The organism is Corynebacterium suranareeae (assembly GCF_002355155.1).
In the GTDB taxonomy this organism is placed as follows: Bacteria; Actinomycetota; Actinomycetes; order Mycobacteriales; family Mycobacteriaceae; genus Corynebacterium; species Corynebacterium suranareeae.
On sequence record NZ_AP017369.1, the window covers coordinates 547,037 to 568,047 of the forward strand.

Annotated in this window: 19 protein-coding genes; 10 read left to right on the plus strand and 9 right to left on the minus strand. The window is 50.8% G+C overall.

The features are described from left to right. Positions 1 to 18 precede the first annotated feature (18 nt). Positions 19 to 348, plus strand: a complete 330-nt coding sequence (locus N24_RS02620; RefSeq protein WP_096454079.1) for a hypothetical protein — start codon at positions 19 to 21, stop codon at positions 346 to 348. Positions 349 to 486: 138 nt separating this feature from the next. Beyond that, the gene (locus N24_RS02625) at positions 487 to 1,368 is read left to right on the plus strand and encodes an ABC transporter substrate-binding protein (RefSeq protein WP_197702369.1); all 882 of its coding nucleotides are present in this window, start codon (positions 487 to 489) and stop codon (positions 1,366 to 1,368) included. A gap of 717 nt (positions 1,369 to 2,085) precedes the next feature. On the opposite strand, the gene N24_RS02630 is transcribed toward N24_RS02625, so the two are convergent. The 7 genes from N24_RS02630 to N24_RS02660 form a co-directional block, all read right to left on the minus strand. Next, the gene (locus N24_RS02630; RefSeq protein ID WP_096454081.1) at positions 2,086 to 3,279 is read right to left on the minus strand and encodes an aminotransferase-like domain-containing protein; all 1,194 of its coding nucleotides are present in this window, start codon (positions 3,277 to 3,279) and stop codon (positions 2,086 to 2,088) included. 35 nt (positions 3,280 to 3,314) lie between these two features. Next, on the minus strand, positions 3,315 to 4,946 hold the full coding sequence (locus N24_RS02635) for a dipeptide ABC transporter ATP-binding protein (RefSeq protein ID WP_096454083.1): 1,632 nt from the start codon (positions 4,944 to 4,946) through the stop codon (positions 3,315 to 3,317). A 14-nt stretch (positions 4,947 to 4,960) separates the two neighbouring features. Then, a complete protein-coding gene (locus N24_RS02640; protein ID WP_096454086.1) occupies positions 4,961 to 5,806 on the minus strand; it encodes an ABC transporter permease in 846 nt (281 codons plus the stop codon). Continuing rightward, on the minus strand, positions 5,803 to 6,825 hold the full coding sequence (locus N24_RS02645; protein WP_197702370.1) for an ABC transporter permease: 1,023 nt from the start codon (positions 6,823 to 6,825) through the stop codon (positions 5,803 to 5,805). Before N24_RS02645 ends, N24_RS02640 begins: the two co-directional genes overlap by 4 nt. Then, complete coding sequence (locus N24_RS02650) at positions 6,810 to 8,483, minus strand: ABC transporter substrate-binding protein (RefSeq protein ID WP_096454090.1); 1,674 nt, start codon at positions 8,481 to 8,483, stop codon at positions 6,810 to 6,812. The genes N24_RS02645 and N24_RS02650 overlap by 16 nt, the downstream gene beginning before the upstream one ends. Positions 8,484 to 8,509: 26 nt before the next feature. Then, complete coding sequence (locus tag N24_RS02655; RefSeq protein ID WP_096454092.1) at positions 8,510 to 9,928, minus strand: FAD-binding oxidoreductase; 1,419 nt, start codon at positions 9,926 to 9,928, stop codon at positions 8,510 to 8,512. A 439-nt stretch (positions 9,929 to 10,367) separates the two neighbouring features. Continuing rightward, complete coding sequence (locus N24_RS02660; protein ID WP_096454094.1) at positions 10,368 to 11,345, minus strand: winged helix DNA-binding domain-containing protein; 978 nt, start codon at positions 11,343 to 11,345, stop codon at positions 10,368 to 10,370. Between the two features lie 71 nt (positions 11,346 to 11,416). Between N24_RS02660 and N24_RS02665 the strand changes: the two genes are divergently transcribed. The 6 genes from N24_RS02665 to N24_RS02690 all read left to right on the plus strand — a co-directional run bounded on the left by N24_RS02665 (position 11,417) and on the right by N24_RS02690 (position 17,534). Continuing rightward, positions 11,417 to 12,721, plus strand: coding sequence for a DUF445 domain-containing protein (locus N24_RS02665; RefSeq protein WP_167382001.1), 1,305 nt, complete (start codon positions 11,417 to 11,419; stop codon positions 12,719 to 12,721). A 15-nt stretch (positions 12,722 to 12,736) separates the two neighbouring features. After that, on the plus strand, positions 12,737 to 13,159 hold the full coding sequence (locus tag N24_RS02670; protein ID WP_096454096.1) for a CGLAU_01105 family protein: 423 nt from the start codon (positions 12,737 to 12,739) through the stop codon (positions 13,157 to 13,159). Positions 13,160 to 13,177: 18 nt separating this feature from the next. Then, a complete protein-coding gene (locus N24_RS02675) occupies positions 13,178 to 13,483 on the plus strand; it encodes a DUF2516 family protein (RefSeq protein ID WP_096454098.1) in 306 nt (101 codons plus the stop codon). 144 nt (positions 13,484 to 13,627) lie between these two features. Then, the gene (locus N24_RS02680; RefSeq protein ID WP_167382002.1) at positions 13,628 to 14,281 is read left to right on the plus strand and encodes a TetR/AcrR family transcriptional regulator; all 654 of its coding nucleotides are present in this window, start codon (positions 13,628 to 13,630) and stop codon (positions 14,279 to 14,281) included. Further along, positions 14,278 to 15,927, plus strand: coding sequence for a DHA2 family efflux MFS transporter permease subunit (locus N24_RS02685; protein WP_096454100.1), 1,650 nt, complete (start codon positions 14,278 to 14,280; stop codon positions 15,925 to 15,927). Before N24_RS02680 ends, N24_RS02685 begins: the two co-directional genes overlap by 4 nt. Positions 15,928 to 16,001: 74 nt before the next feature. After that, on the plus strand, positions 16,002 to 17,534 hold the full coding sequence (locus N24_RS02690) for an MDR family MFS transporter (RefSeq protein WP_231911057.1): 1,533 nt from the start codon (positions 16,002 to 16,004) through the stop codon (positions 17,532 to 17,534). Between the two features lie 80 nt (positions 17,535 to 17,614). Here the strand turns inward: N24_RS02690 and purU are convergent, their stop codons facing one another. Beyond that, positions 17,615 to 18,529 carry a formyltetrahydrofolate deformylase gene (gene purU, locus N24_RS02695; protein ID WP_096454104.1) on the minus strand — a complete coding sequence of 305 codons (915 nt, stop codon included), beginning with the start codon at positions 18,527 to 18,529 and terminating at the stop codon, positions 17,615 to 17,617. Between the two features lie 49 nt (positions 18,530 to 18,578). On the opposite strand from purU, the gene deoC reads away from it, so the two are divergent. Together deoC and N24_RS02705 are read left to right on the plus strand one after the other, a co-directional pair. Next, positions 18,579 to 19,271 (plus strand): deoxyribose-phosphate aldolase, encoded by a 693-nt coding sequence (deoC, locus tag N24_RS02700; protein ID WP_096454106.1) that lies wholly within the window; start codon positions 18,579 to 18,581, stop codon positions 19,269 to 19,271. 621 nt (positions 19,272 to 19,892) lie between these two features. Then, the gene (locus N24_RS02705; RefSeq protein ID WP_096454108.1) at positions 19,893 to 20,738 is read left to right on the plus strand and encodes a hypothetical protein; all 846 of its coding nucleotides are present in this window, start codon (positions 19,893 to 19,895) and stop codon (positions 20,736 to 20,738) included. Here N24_RS02705 and N24_RS02710 read toward each other — a convergent pair. Continuing rightward, positions 20,725 to 21,009, minus strand: a complete 285-nt coding sequence (locus tag N24_RS02710) for a metal-sensitive transcriptional regulator (RefSeq protein WP_096454110.1) — start codon at positions 21,007 to 21,009, stop codon at positions 20,725 to 20,727. The two genes, N24_RS02705 and N24_RS02710, sit on opposite strands and share 14 nt — an antisense overlap. Between the last annotated feature and the right edge of the window lie 2 nt (positions 21,010 to 21,011).

Below are 21,011 nucleotides of genomic sequence, written 5' to 3' on the forward strand. Positions count from 1 at the left end.
GAAAGACGAGTGAACACCATGTCCTCCGCGAAAAAGAAACCCGCACCGGAGCGTATGCACTACATCGATGGCTACATCCCCGTGGCGTATAACTCTCCACACTCATCCCTCGAGCGCAGCGCAACTTGGTTGGGCATGGGATTCCTCCTCACCGCACTAGCAGGCGTAGGCGCAATCCTCTTCGCGGTCGGCGCAAACAGCGTTGGCCAGCAGCAGGAACACTGGGTTCTTTACGCCATTATCGGAGCAGTATTTGCGGTGCTTTTCCTGGTGATCGGTACAGTTTTAATTAAAATTGGCCGTGCTCCATATCACCGTTATGTCAAAGAAACTGGTCGCGAGCATTAAAGTTTAAGTGGCATCTCCTTAAAACACCCTTTCTTCCACTTCGGTGGGGGAGAGGGTGTTTTTTGTTTACCTGTGTTTGGTTTGTATAGTTTAGCCTGTCCTAATATGTTGAATGTTTGATCGAATTTGGAAGGCGTTATGAAGAAGTATGTAATGGGAGCTGTTGTCGCGGTGGCGTTGGCAGGATGTTCGACGGCGGCTGAGGAGGCTAGTGGGCCTGTGGCGGATCCGCAGAGGATTGTGATTGCCCAAGCCAACTTCCTTGACCTTGCCCTCGCCCTCGACCTCGAACCAGTCGGATCCACCTACTGGGGAGGTGCCGGTGGAATCCAGGAATATTTGCAAGACTCCGTACCATCCACAATGGAAGTCGTAGGAAACGACGACGAACCCAACTTCGAAGCCATCGCCAAACTCCAACCCGACCTCATCATCGGCGACGAAGAACTCGAACCCAACCTCGAAAAATTCGAAGCCATCGCACCCGTTGCCACCATCAACTCCCGCGACGACAACGGATCCAACAGCTGGCGCGACCAACTCAACGCACTCGCAGAACTCACCGGCACACAAGAAAAAGCAGCCTCCGTCATCGCAGCCGCCGATGAATCCGTAGCGGCTTTGGATTCTAAAATCACCTCGAGCGGACAAAGCACCATGCTGCTTCGCATCCGCGAAGAACAAGTCCGCCAATACCTCCCCGACAGCTTCGTCGGCGCCGGGGTCCCCCAACGCCTCCAAAACATCAACCTCGTCGAATCCGCCGTCCCCTCCGAAAACGGCCAATGGTCAGTCATCCCACCAGAAAACATCGGGCTTCTCGACGCCGACCGCATCATCGCCTTCATCGACAGCCCCCAAGCCCTCCAAAACGCCCAAGCCAACCCACTGTGGAGCCAACTCCCCGCAGTCAAAAATGGCCAACTATGCACCAGCGAAAACCTCACCCCGTGGATCCTCACCGGACCAGCAGCAGCTGAGATTGTAACCTCTGACCTCGAGGCCTGCTTCGCTGCTTAGGTGGGGTGTCGAAACCCTGCAATTTCTGGGAAAAATACGCAGTCCATGATGCCGCTAGGCTGTGTTTAGCCAGGTGGTTTCTCCACACTGTCGAATTAAACCAAAGGGGCAATTGATCTGCAGGGTCTTGGTCTTGATCGGCGTTTATCAGCCATGATTATGTGATTTTTAGGCCAAGGACGGCCAGGCCATTGAGGGTTTTGGTTTAATATGACGATCCGCCGGTGAGCGCCACAAAATGTGGAACAGTGACCGAAAAAAGTGGCCTCTCAGAATTGCCTCTAAGCGCCTCAAAGCACCCTTTCCATATCAATGCTTATCCCACTTTTTCGATCTCTTAAAACGCCTTCTGGATTGAGTCCTTACATAAAAGCTTGGAATACGAGTATGGAGCAGAATCGAATGGTCCTGCTGAACACATCAAGGCAGCGGAACGAGGGGAGAGCCAGCATACCGACTTCAGGAGGAACAAGGCCACCTGATGGATGTAGCCTTGATTCCTCCCGAGCGCTTAGCGTTGATGGCATTCGTGTTGAATTACAAGAAGTAATAGAGCACTTTGGTTTTTAAATTTCGGATCTTGAATCCGAAATTAAAGGGTTTCGCCGGAGGTTGGCGTCGACAAGCAAAAATCTTTGCTCGGCTTTGGTTGCTGCTAGGAAGGATAGAGGATAGCAGAAGCGCGCAACACACGTGTGCGGCCGCTAGAACCGTTTGTTAACCAAGTGATTGAAGCGCGTTTGCTAATCGACGCGCAGCTTCTGCAATCTGGCTTTCATTGACATTGCTGTAGGCCAGTCGCAGGCGTCGATCTGCATCTGTACCAGAACCAGAACTAAAGAATGCACCACGCTGATACTCAACACCATGTGCACTCGCAGCTTCAGCAAGCTTATCTGAATCTATATCTGGGTTGGTCAGCTTAGGCCATAGGAAGAATCCACCCTCAGGTACCGGAATGCTAAAAGAACCGGGGGCTTCTTTTTCAAGCGCCGTAGCAAGTGTCAATGCTCGGGAGCGATATACACTGCGAGCAGTATCCAGCAAATCATCAAAAACGCCAGGCGAAGAAGTTAGGTAGTCGGCAACTACTGATTGCACAAGCAACGAAGTATGGGAATCTTGTCTACTGCGGAGAGCGACTCCATCCTTGATTAGATGCTTGGGTAAACGAACCCAACCCAACCGCAACCCAGGTCCAAGAGTCTTTGTGAAGGTATTGACGTGGATAACCTGATTTGATGTATTAAACAGAGTTACATCGGCGCTTTCGGGCCCGAAGCGGAGCTCTCGATAAGGGTTGTCGGCGATCACGATAAAACCAAAACGTTCAGCTAACTCAACTAATTTCCGGCGCCGCTCATCAGACAAAGTAGCTTGGGTTGGGTTATGGAAATCTGGCACAGTATACAAGGCGCTGATTCGAAGGCCTGACAAGAGTTGGGCTTCTAGTTCATCGACAACTAAACCTTGGTTATCAACATTAATTGGCAGAATTTGACCCGCGTTGAGTTCCAATCCACGCAGGAATAATGGGAAGACAGGATTATCAACAGCAACCAGATCGCCACGCTCCACCACGAGTGAAAGCGCAAGGGAAAGCCCATGGAAACCTCCGTTTGTGATGAGGATTTCTTCGACTGGAACCTGTTCCCGGTCTGCAATCCATTCCCTCAGCAAGGTTAAACCTTCAGTGCGTCCATATTGAAGTGACGGAGCTCCAGGTTGCTTCAGGATTCGGGCGGTAGCTTCAGCTAACTCATCAGTTGGTAGGAGTAGCGGGTCAGGGATTCCACCGAGTAGTTCGATAGCATCGGGGCGGGGGTCTCGGAGGGTTGAGTCTCCAAAACCTTTTGGTGCTGAGAGACCTTGGATGAGTAGTGGTCGTCGGAAATTGATGATGCTGGTCATTTATATCCTTCAGTGTTGAAGTTTAGTTATATAGATCAGTGACTAAAGACAGGGGATTTTTCTTCTGTAAATCGTTGGCCAAGCGGAATCGCATCGATTAATGCCGCAGTATATTTATCCTGAGGATTTTCAAATACCTCATGGACCAGTCCTTCTTCGACGACGCGGCCTCGCTGCATGACAGTGACAGTATCTGCAACTTGTCGCACCAAACTGAGATCATGCGAAACAAAAATGTAGGTCAGGCCTAGTTTTCTCTGTAAAGCGAAGAGCACATCAAAGATCTCAGCTTGGATTGAAACATCTAGTGCGGAAGTGGGCTCATCAAGAACTAGTATCTTCGGATGCAATACTAATGCCCGTGCAATTGCCACCCGCTGCCGCTGACCACCAGATAGTTGGTTCGGTTTGCGAGCGAGTAACTCAGCCGACAAACCCACTGATTCCAGAGCTTCATTAACAACCTCACGTCGTTGGGAACGTGGAACGATTGCAAACCTATCCAGAGGTTCTCGTATAATTCTCTCCACCGACCACGTTGGATCCAAAGAAGTAAATGGATTTTGATAAACGAGTTGAAGGTCACGGTAAATATTCTTCAATTTGCGGTGATCAAGCGAATCGATACGCACACCCTCAAGGTAGATTTCTCCTATATCGGCCTCTTCTAGCTTCAACAAGGTACGAATCACTGTGGTTTTACCGGAACCAGATTCTCCGACAATTGCATGAGTGGTACCACGTGCCACTTTTATACTGACATCTTGGACCGCCTGAAATGACTTTCCACCAACATTGAAAGACTTAGAAATATTCTCTATCGAGACAGCAGGTTCAATAGCTTTGGTAATTACGGAGTTGCGGATTTCTCGGTCTGCTTTATAACGATCTGGATTAAGCGTAGGTACGCTTTCCTGTAGTTTTCTAGTGTAAGCAGAAGCCGGGTTGGCAAAGATTTCAGATGTGCGTCCCGTCTCTTGAATCTGACCATCTTTGAGTACGACAACTGAGTCAGTTCTCTCTGCAGCAATCGCAAGATCGTGAGTGATGAGAATCAAAGCGATGTGCGTCCTACTTTGCATTTCGCTGAGTAGATCAAGGATCCGGCGGGAGACTGTGACATCTAATGCACTGGTTGGTTCGTCCGCAATGATTACTTCGGGTTTGGGGAGAATAGTGATGCCAATTAGTGCGCGCTGCAGCATACCGCCAGAAAGTTCATGTGGATATGAGTTATAAACCCGAAGAGGGTCTGGTAATCCGACATCAGAAAACGTAGAGAGAATTTTCTCTTTCTGTTCTTCCTTAGTCAGGTGTGGCAACAAGGCAGCAGCCTCGTGTGCTTGTGAGCCTATTGTTCGTACAGGATTAAAAGCGTTTCCAGGGTCTTGAGGGATAAACCCAATGGTGCGACCGCGCAGCGACCGAAACTGGCGCTCTGTCACTCCTAATAGATCTCGGCCAGTGGCATCAAAAACTTCTCCCTCAACAACTGCATTTGTTGTCAGCAAGCGAAGAAGAGCGCGAGCAGTTGTAGATTTTCCAGAGCCTGATTCTCCGATAATTGCCAAACTTTCGCCAGCTTCGAGGCTGAAACTGAGGTTTTTAACGACAGTTGCAGACCCATAAGTGACGGACAAATTCCTGACCTCTAGTACAGAGTTCATTGGTGTCCTCCTGATTAGGCTGTGTTACGCAGCCAACGACTGATGCGGTTAATGGAAAGTACAGTGACCATAATGATTAAGGCGGGAAAGTACACCAGCCAGGGAGCAATTGTGTATTCTTTGCCTGCTGATACCAACAGACCCCAGTCTGATGCTGGAGGTGGGTCACCGTAGCCAAGGAAAGCTAGCCCCGCGATGATGAGAATGGACATTCCAAATTGCAACACAGCAAGTGAAAGCACAGATCGCGATGCATTTGGAACAACATGCCAGATCATGGACTGCAGCCGCGTACCGCCGAGAATCCGAGAAGCCTCAACAAATACTGATTGTCGCGCGGAAATCACTTCAGCTCGCATTACCCTGGCAAAAACTGCTACAGCAGACACCCCAGTAGCGATTGCAGCGTTGATAGTTTCAAAACCAAGAGAGCTAACAATGACCACAGCCAGCAAAAAACTAGGAATAGCGAGAAGGACGTCAATTAGCCTAGACAAGGCGCTGTCTACCCATTGTCCAAAGAAGCCAGCTACTAAACCAATTGCACTTCCAACCAGTAAGCCAATTATTACTGCGACTAAAGCACTGCTTACTGAAGAGCTAGCGCCATAGACCACACGGGCGAACATATCGCGCCCAATGTGATCTGTGCCAAACCAGTGCTGAGCGCTTGGCCCCTGCAAACTCTCGCTGGGGCTGCCATAGTCCGGGGAATATGAAGTAAATAATGATGGGGCAAGCGACCAAAGACCGATAATGCTCAAGACGATGATTGATATCGTCACCGTTGGAGGTATCTGTCGAATCTTTGAAACGCCAGTCGATTTAAGATCCGCTTGGGTAAACGAAACGAGCGTCATGAGACCGCCACCTCGAGTTCGGTAATTTTAGGTTTTTTCTTGGTTTCCTGGCGTAGCTTTACGCGAGGGTCGAGTAGTGGATACATAAGATCTGCAAGTAAATTGGCTAGCACAAAGATAACTGCAGAAAGTGAAACTACAGCTTGAAGTACAGGGAAGTCTTGGCTAGCGACCGAGCGTTCAATAACTGCGCCAATTCCTTGGCGTCCAAAAACCATTTCTGTAATTACTGAGCCACCAAGCAGTTCTCCGACAGTGAGTGCTAACACTGTTATTGCTGGTAACGAAGCAGGCTTGAGCAGATGTCGGAAAACTAAACTCAGTTTGTTCGCGCCTCGAGATTTCACCACAGATGCATATTCTTGGTTCGCTTGTTGGTCCAAGTTTGTAATCAGAACTTCTGCTAATTGAGCAGATACCGGAATTCCAAGTGCGAGGGCCGCTAAAAATGTCGCAAATGGAGTTTCTGGGTTAATGATTCTGAACCAACCCAAACTAAAGGCGAAGATGTTGATCAGAAGCAAACCGATAATAAAGTTCGGCACAGAAAGAAAGAGCGAAGGAAAAGCACGGATTAGTCCCTGGCCATAACGCTTAGGAACTAACTGAGAGCCAATCGCGATCAAGAAGGCTAGAGTTATCGCGACTACGAGAGCTACTCCAGCCAAAGACAGGGTGGACAGGATCGCTTCCTTGATTATCCCCGACACGGGTAGCGAGCTGGACAAAGAGATTCCAAAATCGCCGACAATGAAGCGAGAGAAAGACTCCCACAATTGCACGACAATGGGTTGATCCAAGCCGTAGTAGGAAACTAGAACAGCAATCTCTTGATCCGACAGCCCGCTTTCCGGACTTTGTAAGCGGGTTGTTATAGGGTCTCCGGGCAAAATAGTGATGATAAGAAACGTGGCGATGTAAGCCAACACCACGACAAGAATGGCTTGTGCGATTCTTCGTCCTGCGAATTTTAGGTATTGATTTCTCATGGCTCCACTAACTTCTATCGCTCTAGCCACGCAGTGGCGAAGCTGGCATAAGCTAAGCCGTTATACGTAACATCGTGAAGATCTGGAGAGGTGACGTAGATTCGCTGGACAATATCCACAAGTGGGATATATAGCCCTTGCTCAAGGATGTACTTTTGAAGTTCGTCGAGGTCTTCAGCGCGGTTCTCTCGATCCGCTGACCCAAGTACATTTGTGGCTAGCCTGTTTAGAGTTTCATCAGTCGTTCCCACCTTAAACCAGTCTTCGTCGCCCTCTTTTGCGCCAACGATTACTCCAGCAACAGTGCCCGCATCCACGAAGCTACGGGAAATTGGCTTAGCCTGAACTTCTTTGTTGCTATTTACTCGTTCGGTGTAGGTGGGCACATCGTAGACCTGAATGTTTACATCGAAACCTAAATCACCAAGTTGCTGAGCAGCTAGTTCATCGGCTGCTTGAGAAGTTGAAACATATGGATTCGGAAATAACGTTACTGAAAGCGTCTTGCCGTCTTTGACTCGAATACCATTCGTGCCTTCAACCCAGCCTGCTTCATCCAGTAATGATTTTGCGAGATCAGGGTCGTAAGAAAACACATCAGTGTTGTCGGTTGATTCAGGGACGTTGCTTTGAATGAAAGACTGCGCTGATGACCAGTCTTCGGTGTACACAGTTTCTAAGATCTGATCTCGGTCAATTCCGCGTTGGAATGCTTGACGTACTCGGACATCGTCGAAAGGAGCAACTTGAGTATTGAGAGCATACCCTTGCACGAAACCGAGATACTTAGGAGTAGCAACGTTGTAACCTGCATTTTTTAGACCACTGAGCTCCTGCGGTGTCAGGTTATATACAACATCAGCTTGATTGGACTGGAGTGATCCAGCGCGCAAGGAGGTTTCCGGGATTTGCTTATATGTGATGCTATCTAGATAGGCAGGACCTGTGTGACCGCGTGCTTCTGGCCCCCAGCTATAGTCCTCCCGCTTCTTCAAAGTCACGAAATCAGCATTTGCCCAAGATTCCACCACAAACGGTCCGGAGCCAATATTGTTACTCAAATCGCCCTGCTCTTCTATAGAGTTGGACAATGAATCTGGGGAGATAAGAATTGAGCCGTGGTAACCCAAAGTTGGAATGAACCCCAAGGTGGGCGCAGAGAACTCTACCTCAACGGTAGTTGAATCGATCGCGGTTGATTTCACATAGTTTGATGATGGGAAAAGTCCGATGCGAGAAATACCTTCATCCGGGGCACCCTTTGCCCAGATATCTATGTTGGCTACCACTGCTTCGGCATCGAGAGCAGAGCCGTCAGAAAAAGTCACGCCGTCTTTCAGATGCAGAGTAAAAGTAGTCGCATCTTCTGACTCTTCCCAGCTTTCTGCGATCCAAGGCGAAATCTCACCCTTTTCATCTACATACACCAACTTATCGGTGATCTCGCCCCAAATATTGCCTTGAAAGCTAGAAATTGAACTGCTGTTAGGAACCCAGTTGTCTCCCAGGGAGTCAATCTGGAAAATAAGATCGCCACCATTGTGTGGCTCTCCGTTTGCTGCGGAAGTCTCTGAGGCGGATGTGCCACATGCTGCTGTGCCCAGCACAAGCGTAGCTGCGGTTATAAGAGCCGCCGTCTTTCGAAGCCAGCTGCGGGAGATAATTCGATGAGAATATGAGTGCGTCATTTTAGTGTTCTAGGTGTTCGTTTCTACTAAATGGCTTTGCCAGGATTGAGGCGGGATAGGGGATCAAAAGCGAGTTTGATTGCACGCTGGATTTCTAAGCTTCGAGAGGACAACTCCAGTTCTGCAAGATGACGTTTGGCTGAACCGAGCCCATGTTCCGCAGTGACGGTTCCTCCAAGGGAAAGAGCGAATTTGATCAGATCAAGGTTGGCGGCAGTTAGCGCAGGATCTGGGATTGAAGGGTCGGCTCCCACTGGAATTTCCTTGGTAATCAAGGGATGGAGGTTTCCGTCACCGGCATGGCCAAGAGCACTAACTTCGACGCGGTATTTCTGTTCCAGAGTTGGAAAATACGCATAGATCTCTTTGAATTTTGAGCGTGGCACGGCAATGTCACTGCTTAGTGACCATTTACGTGGGTCTGGGCCACCGCGCCCAGAGCGACGTAGTTCCCAAAGAGCCTCGCCTGCAATTGCTGTTTCTTCAACAACAGATCCGCCGGCTTTGCTGAGTGCATCACTCAAATCCCGAAACTGCTCATTCAGGCCGTAGCCATCGAGTTCAATAAGAATCAATGAACCGCCACGTTCGCGCAACTGTGTACCACTCGCAGCATCAATGTTGCTAAGAGTAGGCCCATCAATGAACTCAATGATGCTAGGACGAACCGGAGTTCGCGAGATTGCGGATAGTCCAGCTGCCCCTGAAAGGGTATCGGGGAACCATACTGAGACCGTCTTTCGCGCTGCAGGGATAGGGCGAAGGCGAACAGTGGCGCGTACAACGATGCCAAGGATTCCTTCGGAGCCAATGACTAGGGAACGTAAATCTAAACCGGTGACTCCTTTAAGCGTCCGCTGACCGACAGTAATTAGCTCACCATCAGCTAGTACGAGATCTAAGCTGAGGACCGATTCTCTGGTCACGCCGTACTTCACGCAGCGAAGTCCTCCGGCATTTGTAGCGACATTTCCGCCGATGCTGGAAATCGTCCAGCTTGCTGGATCTGGCGCATAAAAAAGACCGTGTGGTTGAACCCTTTCGTTGAGCTCGGAATTAATCACTCCGGCTTCAACTACCGCTAGTTCATCGTCAACGTTAATCTCGACGATGCTATTGAGGAGTTGCGTGGAGAGGACAAGTTGATCTGACGTTGCGGCCGCACCACCGGATAGGCCACTTCCTTCACCGCGGGGAATGATTTTGACGTCGTATCTTGCAGCTGCCCTAATAATTTCTTGAACCTGTGGTACAGAGGTTGGCCACACTACAGCGGGTCCGGATGTCTGAGACTTTATTTTTGGGGTGGTTCCAGTGTCATAGCTGTATTCACTGGTGTCTACTGAAGGTGGTGCAATCTTAAGCTCAGGGAACTCTGTCACCAATTCGGTTACAAGGAGCTCGATGCTATCGGTCTTTGATTTGAGATTACTATTTGCTGCCATAGATGATTCTTTCTGTTGAATTCACGGATAACAGCCTATGAATAGAACGGTCTGTCCACAACAGTTTCATCTACTCTGAATATTCCCACTTCAGGCATGGTTTTTTTTATTTTTGTGGTTTAGATTTTGGGCGCAGAGTACCTCTCCTTGCCTGGTAATTGGCGGGAATCTCGGCGGGAAAGTAGTTAATTGACTGCCGTTAAGGAAAAATAGTAGACAGAATGGTTCGCTTTCCCTGAACCAAATAGTCCTGAATGCTGATTTCCGGGAATAACCGCTGACGTAACTTCAATGACGCTCCCATTTGACGCTGATTCGTTTGATGTCAACAGAAAGATGACATGAAATCACTAATTCAAGTCTTAGATTTCTGATCGAGAGCAGAGCAATTTGCTTCACTTGTATCACTCAGAGTGATACAAGTGAAGCTTTTAAAGAACTAAACCGGCAGCGCCTCACCCTGAACCACTTTGAATGGTTTGAACACACCGTTTTTGCCGGGGCCGATGCTGAAAAGGTGCTCTGGATCCATAACGTGGCTGCGGTCGGTGTAGGAAAGTAGGTATTCGTCGAAGGCGGGGAGGGTTAGTTCCAACGCTAGTGCATCTGCAACCTCTGCGTCTGTGACATCATCTGCCCAGGTAGGCATCCACATTTCTTCACCGTTCGGGCCTTCAACTGAGTGAATCAACCCATCCGCAGCCACCGCAGCGATACCTTTCTTTACATCACGTACCGTCAGTCCGGTCCACCACACCAGATCTTTTACAGTGGCAGCGCCGCGGGAGTGGAAGTAGCGGCGGGTCATTTCTGTAAGTGCTTCATCGCCGCTAAGGGCTAGTGAAAGGGGGCAGATGGAATCGAGAAGCACAAAGGAATCTTCCGTACCGATGGGTGGGCCTTGCACGATGTCACCCTCGCCACCGAAATGTCGAAGGAGATGTTGGCCTCTGTGTTCACCGGGGTCAACGTCCACGGAGCGGAAAATTTCATAGGCCTGTGTGCGCGATACGGGGGATTTTTCAGCCGCAGTTGCTAGGGCGGTGCGGGCGCGGTGGACTGCGGCGCTATCAAGCGAAAGGCTGGATCGGCGCTTTGCTGAAGCGGCCAGGATGCGTGGGGAACACAGCAGCGTCATCCAGCGGACATCTTCGGCGGCGAGAATTTGGTGGGTGCCGCGTTGTGTCCAGCTGCGGATGAGCAGTGATTTTTCTAATGCCGTGGCGGCGTCGGCGTTTTCCGCGCGGGTGTCTAACGCGACGAGTGCCGAACCGCGTTGTTGGGCCTGGCTGGCGAGCATGTGTTTTGCCACGTCGACGGCATTGCCCTCGGGCTTAAAATTCAACGCCACAGACGGGGCAAGCAGCTGCGAAATGAGGCGTAGGGCGCGGACGCGTTCTAGAGAAAGTGCAGGCATAACCCCTAAAATACCCTGATCTTCCCCCGTCTCCTGCCCCCGTGTCCACCCCTGCGTACATAATAGGACGCATGGGAAAACATGAGGTTGCTCAGCAGACGGTTCCGGGTCCTTCGCCGGAAATGGAAGCGCAGCGGCGTAAAGAGTTACGCAAGCACAAGGCCATTGCCACTGGCCTGTTGATTTTTGCTGCCGCTGTGTATTTTCTGTGCCGTTTTGTGGAGACTCGTCCGGGCGAAACCGCAGCGTGGGTAGGTTTTGTGCGTGCTGCGGCAGAGGCCGGAATGATCGGTGGTTTGGCGGACTGGTTCGCGGTCACTGCATTATTCCGCCATCCGTTGTGGCTGCCCATCCCGCACACCGCGATTATCCCGCGCAAAAAAGACCAACTAGGTGAGGCACTTAGCGGGTTCGTGGGGGATAACTTCCTAAACGCCCAGCTTATTACGGAAAAAGTATCGCAGGCGCAGATCCCAGAGCGCGCCGGGGAGTGGCTTGCGCAGCCGGAAAATGGTGAGAAAGTTTCGCGCGAAGTCGGCAAATTGACCGCCAATATTGTGCGCGCCATCGATCCGGCAGATGCTGAAGCGGTGATCAAATCCGCGGTGATCGATAAGCTTGCGGAACCCACCTGGGGTCCGCCAGCTGGGCGTTTGCTGGAGCAGCTGCTGGCAGAAGGCAAGGCCGAACCGGTTGTCCAGGAACTCGCGCAGTGGCTGCACAAAAAGGCGCTGGGTTCCGAGCCTCTGATTGATCGCCTGCTCAACGAACGCCGTCCGATTTGGGCGCCGAAGTTCACCGCGCAGCTGGTCAGTGGCAAAGTCTATGATGAGGTCATCAAATTCACCGAAGCCGTCGCTGCCGATCCCAACCACGAAGCCCGCAAATCGCTGCGCCGATTCCTCAACAAATTGGCGCAAGACCTGCAGCATGACCCAGACATGATCGTCAAAGTCGAGGAAATCAAACGCGACATCATGGGCTCCGGCGCCATCGCGCAAGCCGCGCCGACCATCTGGGCATCCGCCTCCGAGTCGCTCATCGAATCGGCCACCGACGAGTCATCAATTCTGCGCCGCAAAATCGCCGAAGCAGCTACCAGCTGGGGTCAAAGATTGCTTGTCGACGACTCCCTCCGGCAATCACTCGATACCCGGATTACCGGCGCCGCCGCTTTCCTCGCCGACAATTATGCCCCCGAAGTCACCGGCATCATCTCCGAAACCATTGAACGCTGGGACGCAGAAGAAGCTTCGGAGAAAATCGAACTCATGGTGGGCAAAGACCTCCAATACATCCGCCTTAATGGCACAATTGTAGGTGCATTAGCAGGACTGGCCATTTACACTATTTCCCATATACTCTTCGGAGCCTAACTAGGAGTAACCATCATGTCCGATGCAAAAGACGATTCCATCCTGTCCAAGTGGAGCAACGCAGCCTCCGAACTCGGCGATGCCGTCAGTGGAGTAGCCAAGAAGGTCCGTGAAGAACTCTCCGAGAAGGAAACCTTCAGCAAGCTTAAAACCGAAGCCACCGAAGCTGTCGACCAAGCAAAGTCCGGATCCTACGTTGATGCAGGTAAAGAATTCGCTCGTGATGCCGGGTCCATCCTCAAAGATGTGGCCAACACAGTAAAAGGTGCCGTCAGCGATTCCGATAAAGACGACGTGAAATCCGCCTTCGGCGACGCCGTGGAAGCTTCCCGCGATAAATTTGATGACACCCTAGATAAGCGCAAAGCAAAGAAGGATTCCCCAGAACCAGGCGATGACGATATCATCGATGGAGAAGTAATTCCTCCGCAGAATTAAGGAAGTCGGTTTCACCCCATGGACATCTCCCTGCTCAACATATTGACCACCTACACCATTTGGGCAATTTTCGGCATCATCGGCATCTGCGGCTTCATTGGCGCTTTCTTGGCAGCCACCACCAGAGAAGATGCATTTGAGGTTGCTGATCGCCAAAAGAAAATGGTGTGGGTAGCAATCCTTATCGCATCCGGATTTGTCCTCACCGTGCTAGGCCCAACGATTCCGATCCTCCCATGGGTTGCCATCATCATGATCGGCCTTTATTGGTTTGATGTTCGCCCGCAAATCAAGAGCATCCTTGAAGGTGCCGGCGGCTGGTAAATAAATTCTCCCTCACTGTTAAAGTGGGGGATTTTTTCATGCCTAAAAGTGCTTTGTGAGCTAACTCATTGATGTCATCTAACGCTCATAATTTCACTCGGTGCAATATTGCACTCGGTGTAAGTTTGCACTAGGTTTACTTCAGTGGATATTGAAGAGCAGCCCTCGTTAAGAGAAATCAAGCGCCAAATGACCCTGGAAGCGATAGAAGATAACGCGACCCGGCTCATTCTGGAGCGTGGCTTCGACAATGTCACAATCGAAGACATCTGCGCAGAGGCAGGGATATCCAAGCGCACATTCTTCAACTACGTGGAGTCCAAAGAGTCTGTGGCCATCGGGCACACAGCAAAGCTCCCAACGGATGAAGAACGTGAAGCATTCCTGGCAAAGCGACATGAAAATATTATCGATACGGTGTTTGACCTGGTAATCAACCTCTTTGGCAACCACGACAATTCCAAGTCTGGAGTTGCAGGTGACATTATGCGTCGCCGCAAAGAGATCCGGGTGCAGCATCCAGAACTGGCAGTGCAACATTTCGCCAGGTTCCACCAAGCACGCGAAGGGCTAGAACACCTAATTGTTGAGTACTTCGAAAAATGGCCAGGCTCCCAACATCTAGATGAGTCTGCAGATCGAGAAGCAATCGCCATCGTTGGCCTGCTGATCTCGGTCATGCTTCAAGGTTCTCGTGAATGGCATGACATGCCACAAGGCTCGCAAGCTGATTTTGAAGCTTGCTGCCGCAAAGCAATTAAAAATACTTTTCTTCTTAGAGGTGGATTTTCAGAATGACATCAGAGTTTAAACCGGACGACGAACGTCCGGTAACAACAATTTCAAAAAGTGGAGCACCTTCTGCCCACACCTCAGCCCCCTATGGTGCAGCGGCAACAGTAGAAGCTGTTGAGGAAAAAACCAAAGGTCGCGTTGGTTTAATCATCGCAGCCCTCATGCTGGCGATGCTTCTGAGCTCCTTGGGTCAGACCATTTTCGGTTCCGCCCTGCCAACGATTGTTGGTGAGCTCGGCGGCGTTAACCACATGACCTGGGTGATTACGGCCTTCCTGTTGGGCCAGACCATTTCCTTGCCGATCTTTGGCAAGTTGGGTGACCAGTTTGGTCGCAAATATCTGTTCATGTTTGCCATCGTGCTGTTCGTGGTAGGTTCCATTATCGGCGCGCTGGCACAAAATATGACTACCTTGATTGTGGCTCGTGCACTGCAAGGTGTTGCAGGTGGCGGTTTGATGATCCTGTCCCAGGCCATCACCGCTGATGTCACCACAGCTCGTGAACGTGCAAAGTACATGGGCATCATGGGTTCTGTCTTCGGACTGTCCTCCATCCTTGGACCATTGCTCGGTGGTTGGTTCACCGACGGCCCAGGTTGGCGCTGGGGTCTGTGGCTGAACGTACCAATCGGTATCGTTGCGTTGATTGCTATTGCAGCGCTGCTGAAACTTCCTGTTCATGAGCGTGGCAAAGTCACCATCGACTGGTTGGGTAGCATCTTCATGGCTATCGCCACCACCGCTTTTGTGCTCACCGTGACATGGGGAGGCAATGAATACGAGTGGGGATCGCCAATAATTATCAGTTTGATCGTCACCACAATAATTGCTGCGATAGTGTTCGTGCTCGTCGAAAAGCGAGCTGTTGACCCACTGGTCCCCATGGGCCTTTTCTCCAACCGCAATTTCGTGCTCACTGCCGTCGCCGGTATCGGCGTAGGCCTGTTCATGATGGGCACCATCGCCTATATGCCTACCTACCTGCAGATGGTGCATGGGCTGAACCCAACTCAGGCGGGCCTGATGCTGATCCCAATGATGATCGGCCTGATCGGAACCTCCACCGTGGTGGGCAACATTGTGTCCCGGACCGGCAAATACAAGTGGTTCCCGTTTGCAGGCATGCTCATCATGATCCTGGCCCTAGTACTGCTGTCGACGCTCACCCCTTCGGCAAGCTTAGGTCGCATTGGGCTGTACTTCTTCATCTTCGGATTCGGCCTCGGTTGCGCAATGCAGATTCTGGTTCTCATCGTGCAGAACTCCTTCCCAATCACTATGGTTGGCACCGCAACAGGTTCCAATAACTTCTTCCGCCAAATCGGTGGAGCAGTAGGTTCCGCACTCATCGGTGGGCTGTTTATCTCCAACCTGTCCGACCGATTCACCGAAAACGTCCCCGCAGCAGTGGCTTCCATGGGTGAAGAAGGCGCACAATATACAGCCGCAATGTCCGACTTCTCCGGTGCCTCCAACCTCACCCCACACTTGGTGGAATCACTGCCACAAGCAATCCGCGAAGCAATTCAACTGTCCTACAACGATGCACTGACGCCAATTTTCTTGGCACTCACCCCAATCGCCGTAGTTGCAGCAATCCTCCTCTTCTTCATCCGTGAAGATCACCTCAAGGAAACACACGAATAATGACCAATCCAACTTCCGTAGAGGAAACGAAGCCGCGAAAACGACGCGGAAAGAAGGAAAAAACTCCTTCATCAATGACGCCTGAACAGCAAAAGAAAGTCTGGTGGGTCCTCAGCGCGCTGATGGTCGCCATGATGATGGCGTCACTCGACCAGATGATCTTCGGTACCGCGCTGCCAACGATCGTTGGTGAACTCGGCGGCGTCGACCACATGATGTGGGTGATCACCGCCTACCTTCTGGCTGAAACCATCATGCTGCCGATCTACGGAAAACTCGGTGACCTGGTTGGACGTAAAGGCCTGTTCATCGGAGCGCTGTTTATCTTCCTGATCGGCTCGATCATCGGTGGCCTTGCAGCCAACATGACCTGGCTGATTATCGGCCGCGCCGTACAAGGTATCGGTGGCGGTGGACTGATGATTTTGTCCCAAGCGATCATCGCCGATGTTGTTCCAGCACGTGAACGTGGCCGCTACATGGGTGTCATGGGTGGCGTGTTCGGACTGTCTGCAGTTCTTGGGCCACTACTCGGTGGCTGGTTCACCGAAGGACCAGGCTGGCGCTGGGCATTCTGGATGAACATCCCACTGGGCATTATTGCGATCGGTGTGGCCATCTACTTCCTGGACATTCCAAAGAAGAGCGTGAAATTCCACTGGGACTACCTGGGCACCTTCTTCATGATCGTTGCCGCCACCTGCCTGATCCTGTTCACCACCTGGGGCGGATCACAATACGAATGGTCTGATCCGATCATCATCGGCCTGATTGTTGCCACCGTCGTTGCCGCAGCATTGCTTGTTGTTGTCGAACTTCGTGCCAAAGATCCACTGGTACCGATGGAGTTCTTTAAAAACCGCAACTTCACTGTCACCACCATCGCAGGACTTATCTTGGGTGTGGCAATGTTCGGAATCATTGGCTACCTTCCGACCTACCTCCAAATGGTTCACGGCATTAGTGCTACCGAAGCCGGCTACATGCTGATCCCAATGATGGTCGGCATGATGGGAACCTCCATTTGGACTGGTATGCGCATCACCAAGACCGGACGGTACAAGCTCTTCCCACCAATCGGCATGGTTGTCACTTTTGTGGCATTGATCTTCTTCGCCCAAATGAACGTCTCCACCACCTTGTGGCAGATCGGCATCTACCTGTTCGTACTTGGTGTCGGCCTTGGTTTGGCCATGCAGGTACTGGTTCTGATCGTGCAAAACACCCTGCCCACGGCAGTTGTTGGATCTGCAACCGCAGTAAACAACTTCTTCCGCCAGATTGGTTCCTCACTTGGATCCGCGCTGGTAGGTGGCATGTTCGTTGGTAACCTTGGTACCTTGATGGGCGAAAGAATGCCCGCAGCCATGGCACAACTAACGGCAGAAGAACAAGCCGCAATGGCAACACAGGGCGGACTAGACTCCAACGAACTCACCCCGGCCATCGTGAACCAACTACCAACCCCGCTTCACGACGCCTTTGCCGGAGCATACAACGACGCACTCATCCCAGTGTTCTACGTAATGATGCCACTGATCGGCATCGCACTGCTCCTCCTACTGTTTGTGAAACACGAAAAACTACGCGAAACCACAACAGACTAAAAAACCTCCCTACACGAAACGCGACCTCCCGAAAGGGAGGTCGCGTTTCGTGTAGGGAGGCGTCGAAAAGCAAAAAGCCTTTAATCAAAAACCACCGTGCGATTACCGTAAACCAACACCCGATCCTCCAAGTGGAAACGCAAACCACGCGCCAACACCTGCTTCTCCGCATCACGACCCAGCCGCTGCATCTCCGTCGGCGTATCCTTATGCGTCACACGAATAACATCCTGCTCAATAATTGGACCATCATCCAAATCCGGCGTCGCATAATGACACGTCGCACCAATCAACTTCACACCACGGCTATACGCCTGATGATACGGACGCGCACCCATAAACGACGGCAAGAAACTGTGATGAATATTCAACACACGACCAGCCCACATCTCACACAAATCCGGCGGCAAAATCTGCATAAAACGAGCCAACACAATCGCATCCGGCTCATAACCATTCACAATCTCCGCGACCTGATCAAACGCCTTCCGCTTACCAACCGCATCCTTAGGAAACGGCACATGGAAAAACGGAACATTATGATTCTCCGCAATATAACGCAAGTTCTCATGGTTACCCACAACCGCAACAACTTCCATCGGATAATCATTCTCCGCCACACGACCAAGAAGATCATGCAGGCAGTGCCCCTCCTTAGACACCAACAACACAGCCTTCTTCACCTGCGCAGTATCCGTAAACTTCCACTTAGCCCTCGGACCGAACTCCTCCGCAACCGGAGCGAACTCCTCCCTCAACTGCTCAATGGAAGCATCAATCGACTCCGCGCGAATCGCCTGACGAGTGAAAAACCAATTCGAATCAGGATCCGTGAAATACCCCGCCTCAGTAATCCAACCCCCACGCTCCGCAAGGAACGACGACAACTTCGCCACAATTCCAGTGGAGTCAGGACAACCAAAAGTAAGCACAAACTGACGCTCTTCAGGCGCTGTGCTCGGACGATTACGAACTTCAGGAGAACTCGGAGTCATTTCACGAATTCTACCTTGGAAAAAAACAATGTCTAAGTAGGGTATGGGTATGACAAATTCCCATGCAGATTCCCACGCGATTTCCCGTTCAGAGATGGCCAAAATCCTTGACTACACCCTCCTCGGCCCAGAGGTAACCAATACACAGCTCGCAGAGTTCATCGACTCCGCCATCGAACTGGGAGTAGGCACAATCTGCGTACCCAACAGCATGGTCAACCAAACAACAAAAGCCCAAGAAGCCGGAATAACAGTAGCCACCGTTGCTGGATTCCCACACGGAAAAACACCCGCATTAGTAAAAGCTGCCGAAGCTCGCCTTGCAGTTCAATCCGGAGCCTCTGAAGTAGATGTTGTTTTAGATATCGCAGCAGTGAAAGAAGGAGACGCCAACCGGTTACTGCAAGAAATTGTGGCCATTAGGGAAGCTGTTCCGCACCCAGTGGTGTTGAAATTCATTTTGGAAACAGCCGTTGTTAGTGATGAGGCTATTGTGACGGCAGTTAACGCACTTATTGCCGCGGGGGCGGACTTTGCTAAAACATCCACGGGATTCCATCCCGCCGGGGGAGCGACTGTGGAGGCAGTGAAGGTTATGGCGGGAGCTGCCCAGGGAAGGATTGGGATTAAAGCTGCCGGTGGGGTGAAAACTTGGGAAGATGCAGTAGCTTTTGTGGAGGCAGGGGCTACTCGGATTGGAACTTCTAACGCGGCTGGGATTTTGGAGGGTGGTTTGGAGTAGAGGTGTGCCGAGGTGTGCCGAGGTGTGCCGATTCACCATTTTTCGGGGGTGGGGATGGGAAAATGGTGAATTGGCACGTTTTTTGGGGCTAGAAACGTGAGGATTTACCATCTTTTAGAGAGTGAGGTCGGAAAATGGTGAATCCTAACGCGACGCGTAATTCTTGCTCCAGGGTGCTGAAAAAGATGGGACTCTGTGTGCCGTTTTAAGGGGCGATCTCACGATGTTTGATACCTAGGGAACCTTTTGCGGGAAAAGGCAGTCTAACCAGAATATGAAGCCAGTGACTTTCACGGTGCTGTATTAAAGTTGGGGCGAATGTTGGTGCGGTAAAGATAATGGCAGGGGATTGGAGTTGAGGCGTGCCGAGGTGTGCCGATTCACCATTTTTCAGGGGTGGGGACGGGAAAATGGTGAATTGGCACGTTTTTTGAGGCTAGAAACGTTAGGATTCACCATTTTTTAGAGGGTGCGTCGGAAAATGGTGAATCCTAACGCGCCACGCAATTCCTGCTCTGGGAAGTCAAAAAACTTGAGGCTCTGTGTGCCGTTTTAAGGGACGAACGGATGATGTTTGATACCTAGGGAACCTTTTGCGGGAAAAGGCAGTCTAACCAGAATATGAAGCCAGTAACTTATTCTGAAGTATCCAACGAAATGACCAGGCGACAGTTTCACAAGAAATATACAAGAGTTGTGGGTTCCATTTACATTGATAAAAATTATGTTGATGACCCAATAGCCGTGGTAGATGCCTTATTGAAGCGATTTCCCAATGGAGTTATTAGAGGATTTGCGAGCTTACATTTGATGGGTTTCAAACTCTTAGACGAAGGTTGGGTGCCTGAAATTTCGATTCCTCTAGAAAGCAGCAATGTAGCAACGGTTATTGGGAAAACTGTAAGGCGGAAAACTCCAGATGCGTATTTGATTAAGGAAAGGAGGACAGTCGATGCCGTCCAAGCTGTTAAAGATGTCCTGGTCAAGTTGGAATTTGAGCAACAAATTGCGTTACTCGACCATCTGGTGAGGCAAACCCCAAAGCTGTATCCAATTTTGGAAGAATCGAACGAATTCAAAGGCACACTGGAATGGGTCAGCCACTTTTCGGAGTCCAGACCAGAATCCATTATGAGGGTACGGATTCGGCAGGCAGGGATTGTGGGGTTTGAACCGCAAATTGGTGTTTCAGTGGGAGGGCAGATGCGATTTGTTGACCTTGGAAACGCCGAACTACAGATAGGGCTGGAGTATTTAGGCGCAGTTCATTTTGATTCAGCAGAGAAGAGAGCTCAGGATAGTGATCGCCAGAATGATTTGAGATCAGTTGGATGGGTCTTAATAGAAGTGACCTGGCGGGATCTTAAAGATCACGCCAGGTGGTTGCACTTGGTAGAGAAGGTAAAGATGTTAGTTCGTGAGGCTGAGAAACTTAGAAACTCACGACTTCCGTTTAGGCCTTTGTGAAGCGGGCGATGGCGTCGGAAACTTCTTTGAGTTTGGCGTCTAGTTCCTCGCCGCCGAGTTCTGCTGCTTCTTTGACACAGTGTGCCAGGTGGTCATCGAGGAGTCCGAAGGCGACGTTTTTTAGGGCAGAATTCACTGCGGAGATTTGGGTGAGGATGTCGATGCAGTATTGTTCCTCGTCGATCATGCGGTGGATGCCTCGGGTTTGGCCTTCGATTCTTTTGAGTCGGGCCAGGTAGCGTTGCTTTTCATCGATGTAGCCGTGAGACATTT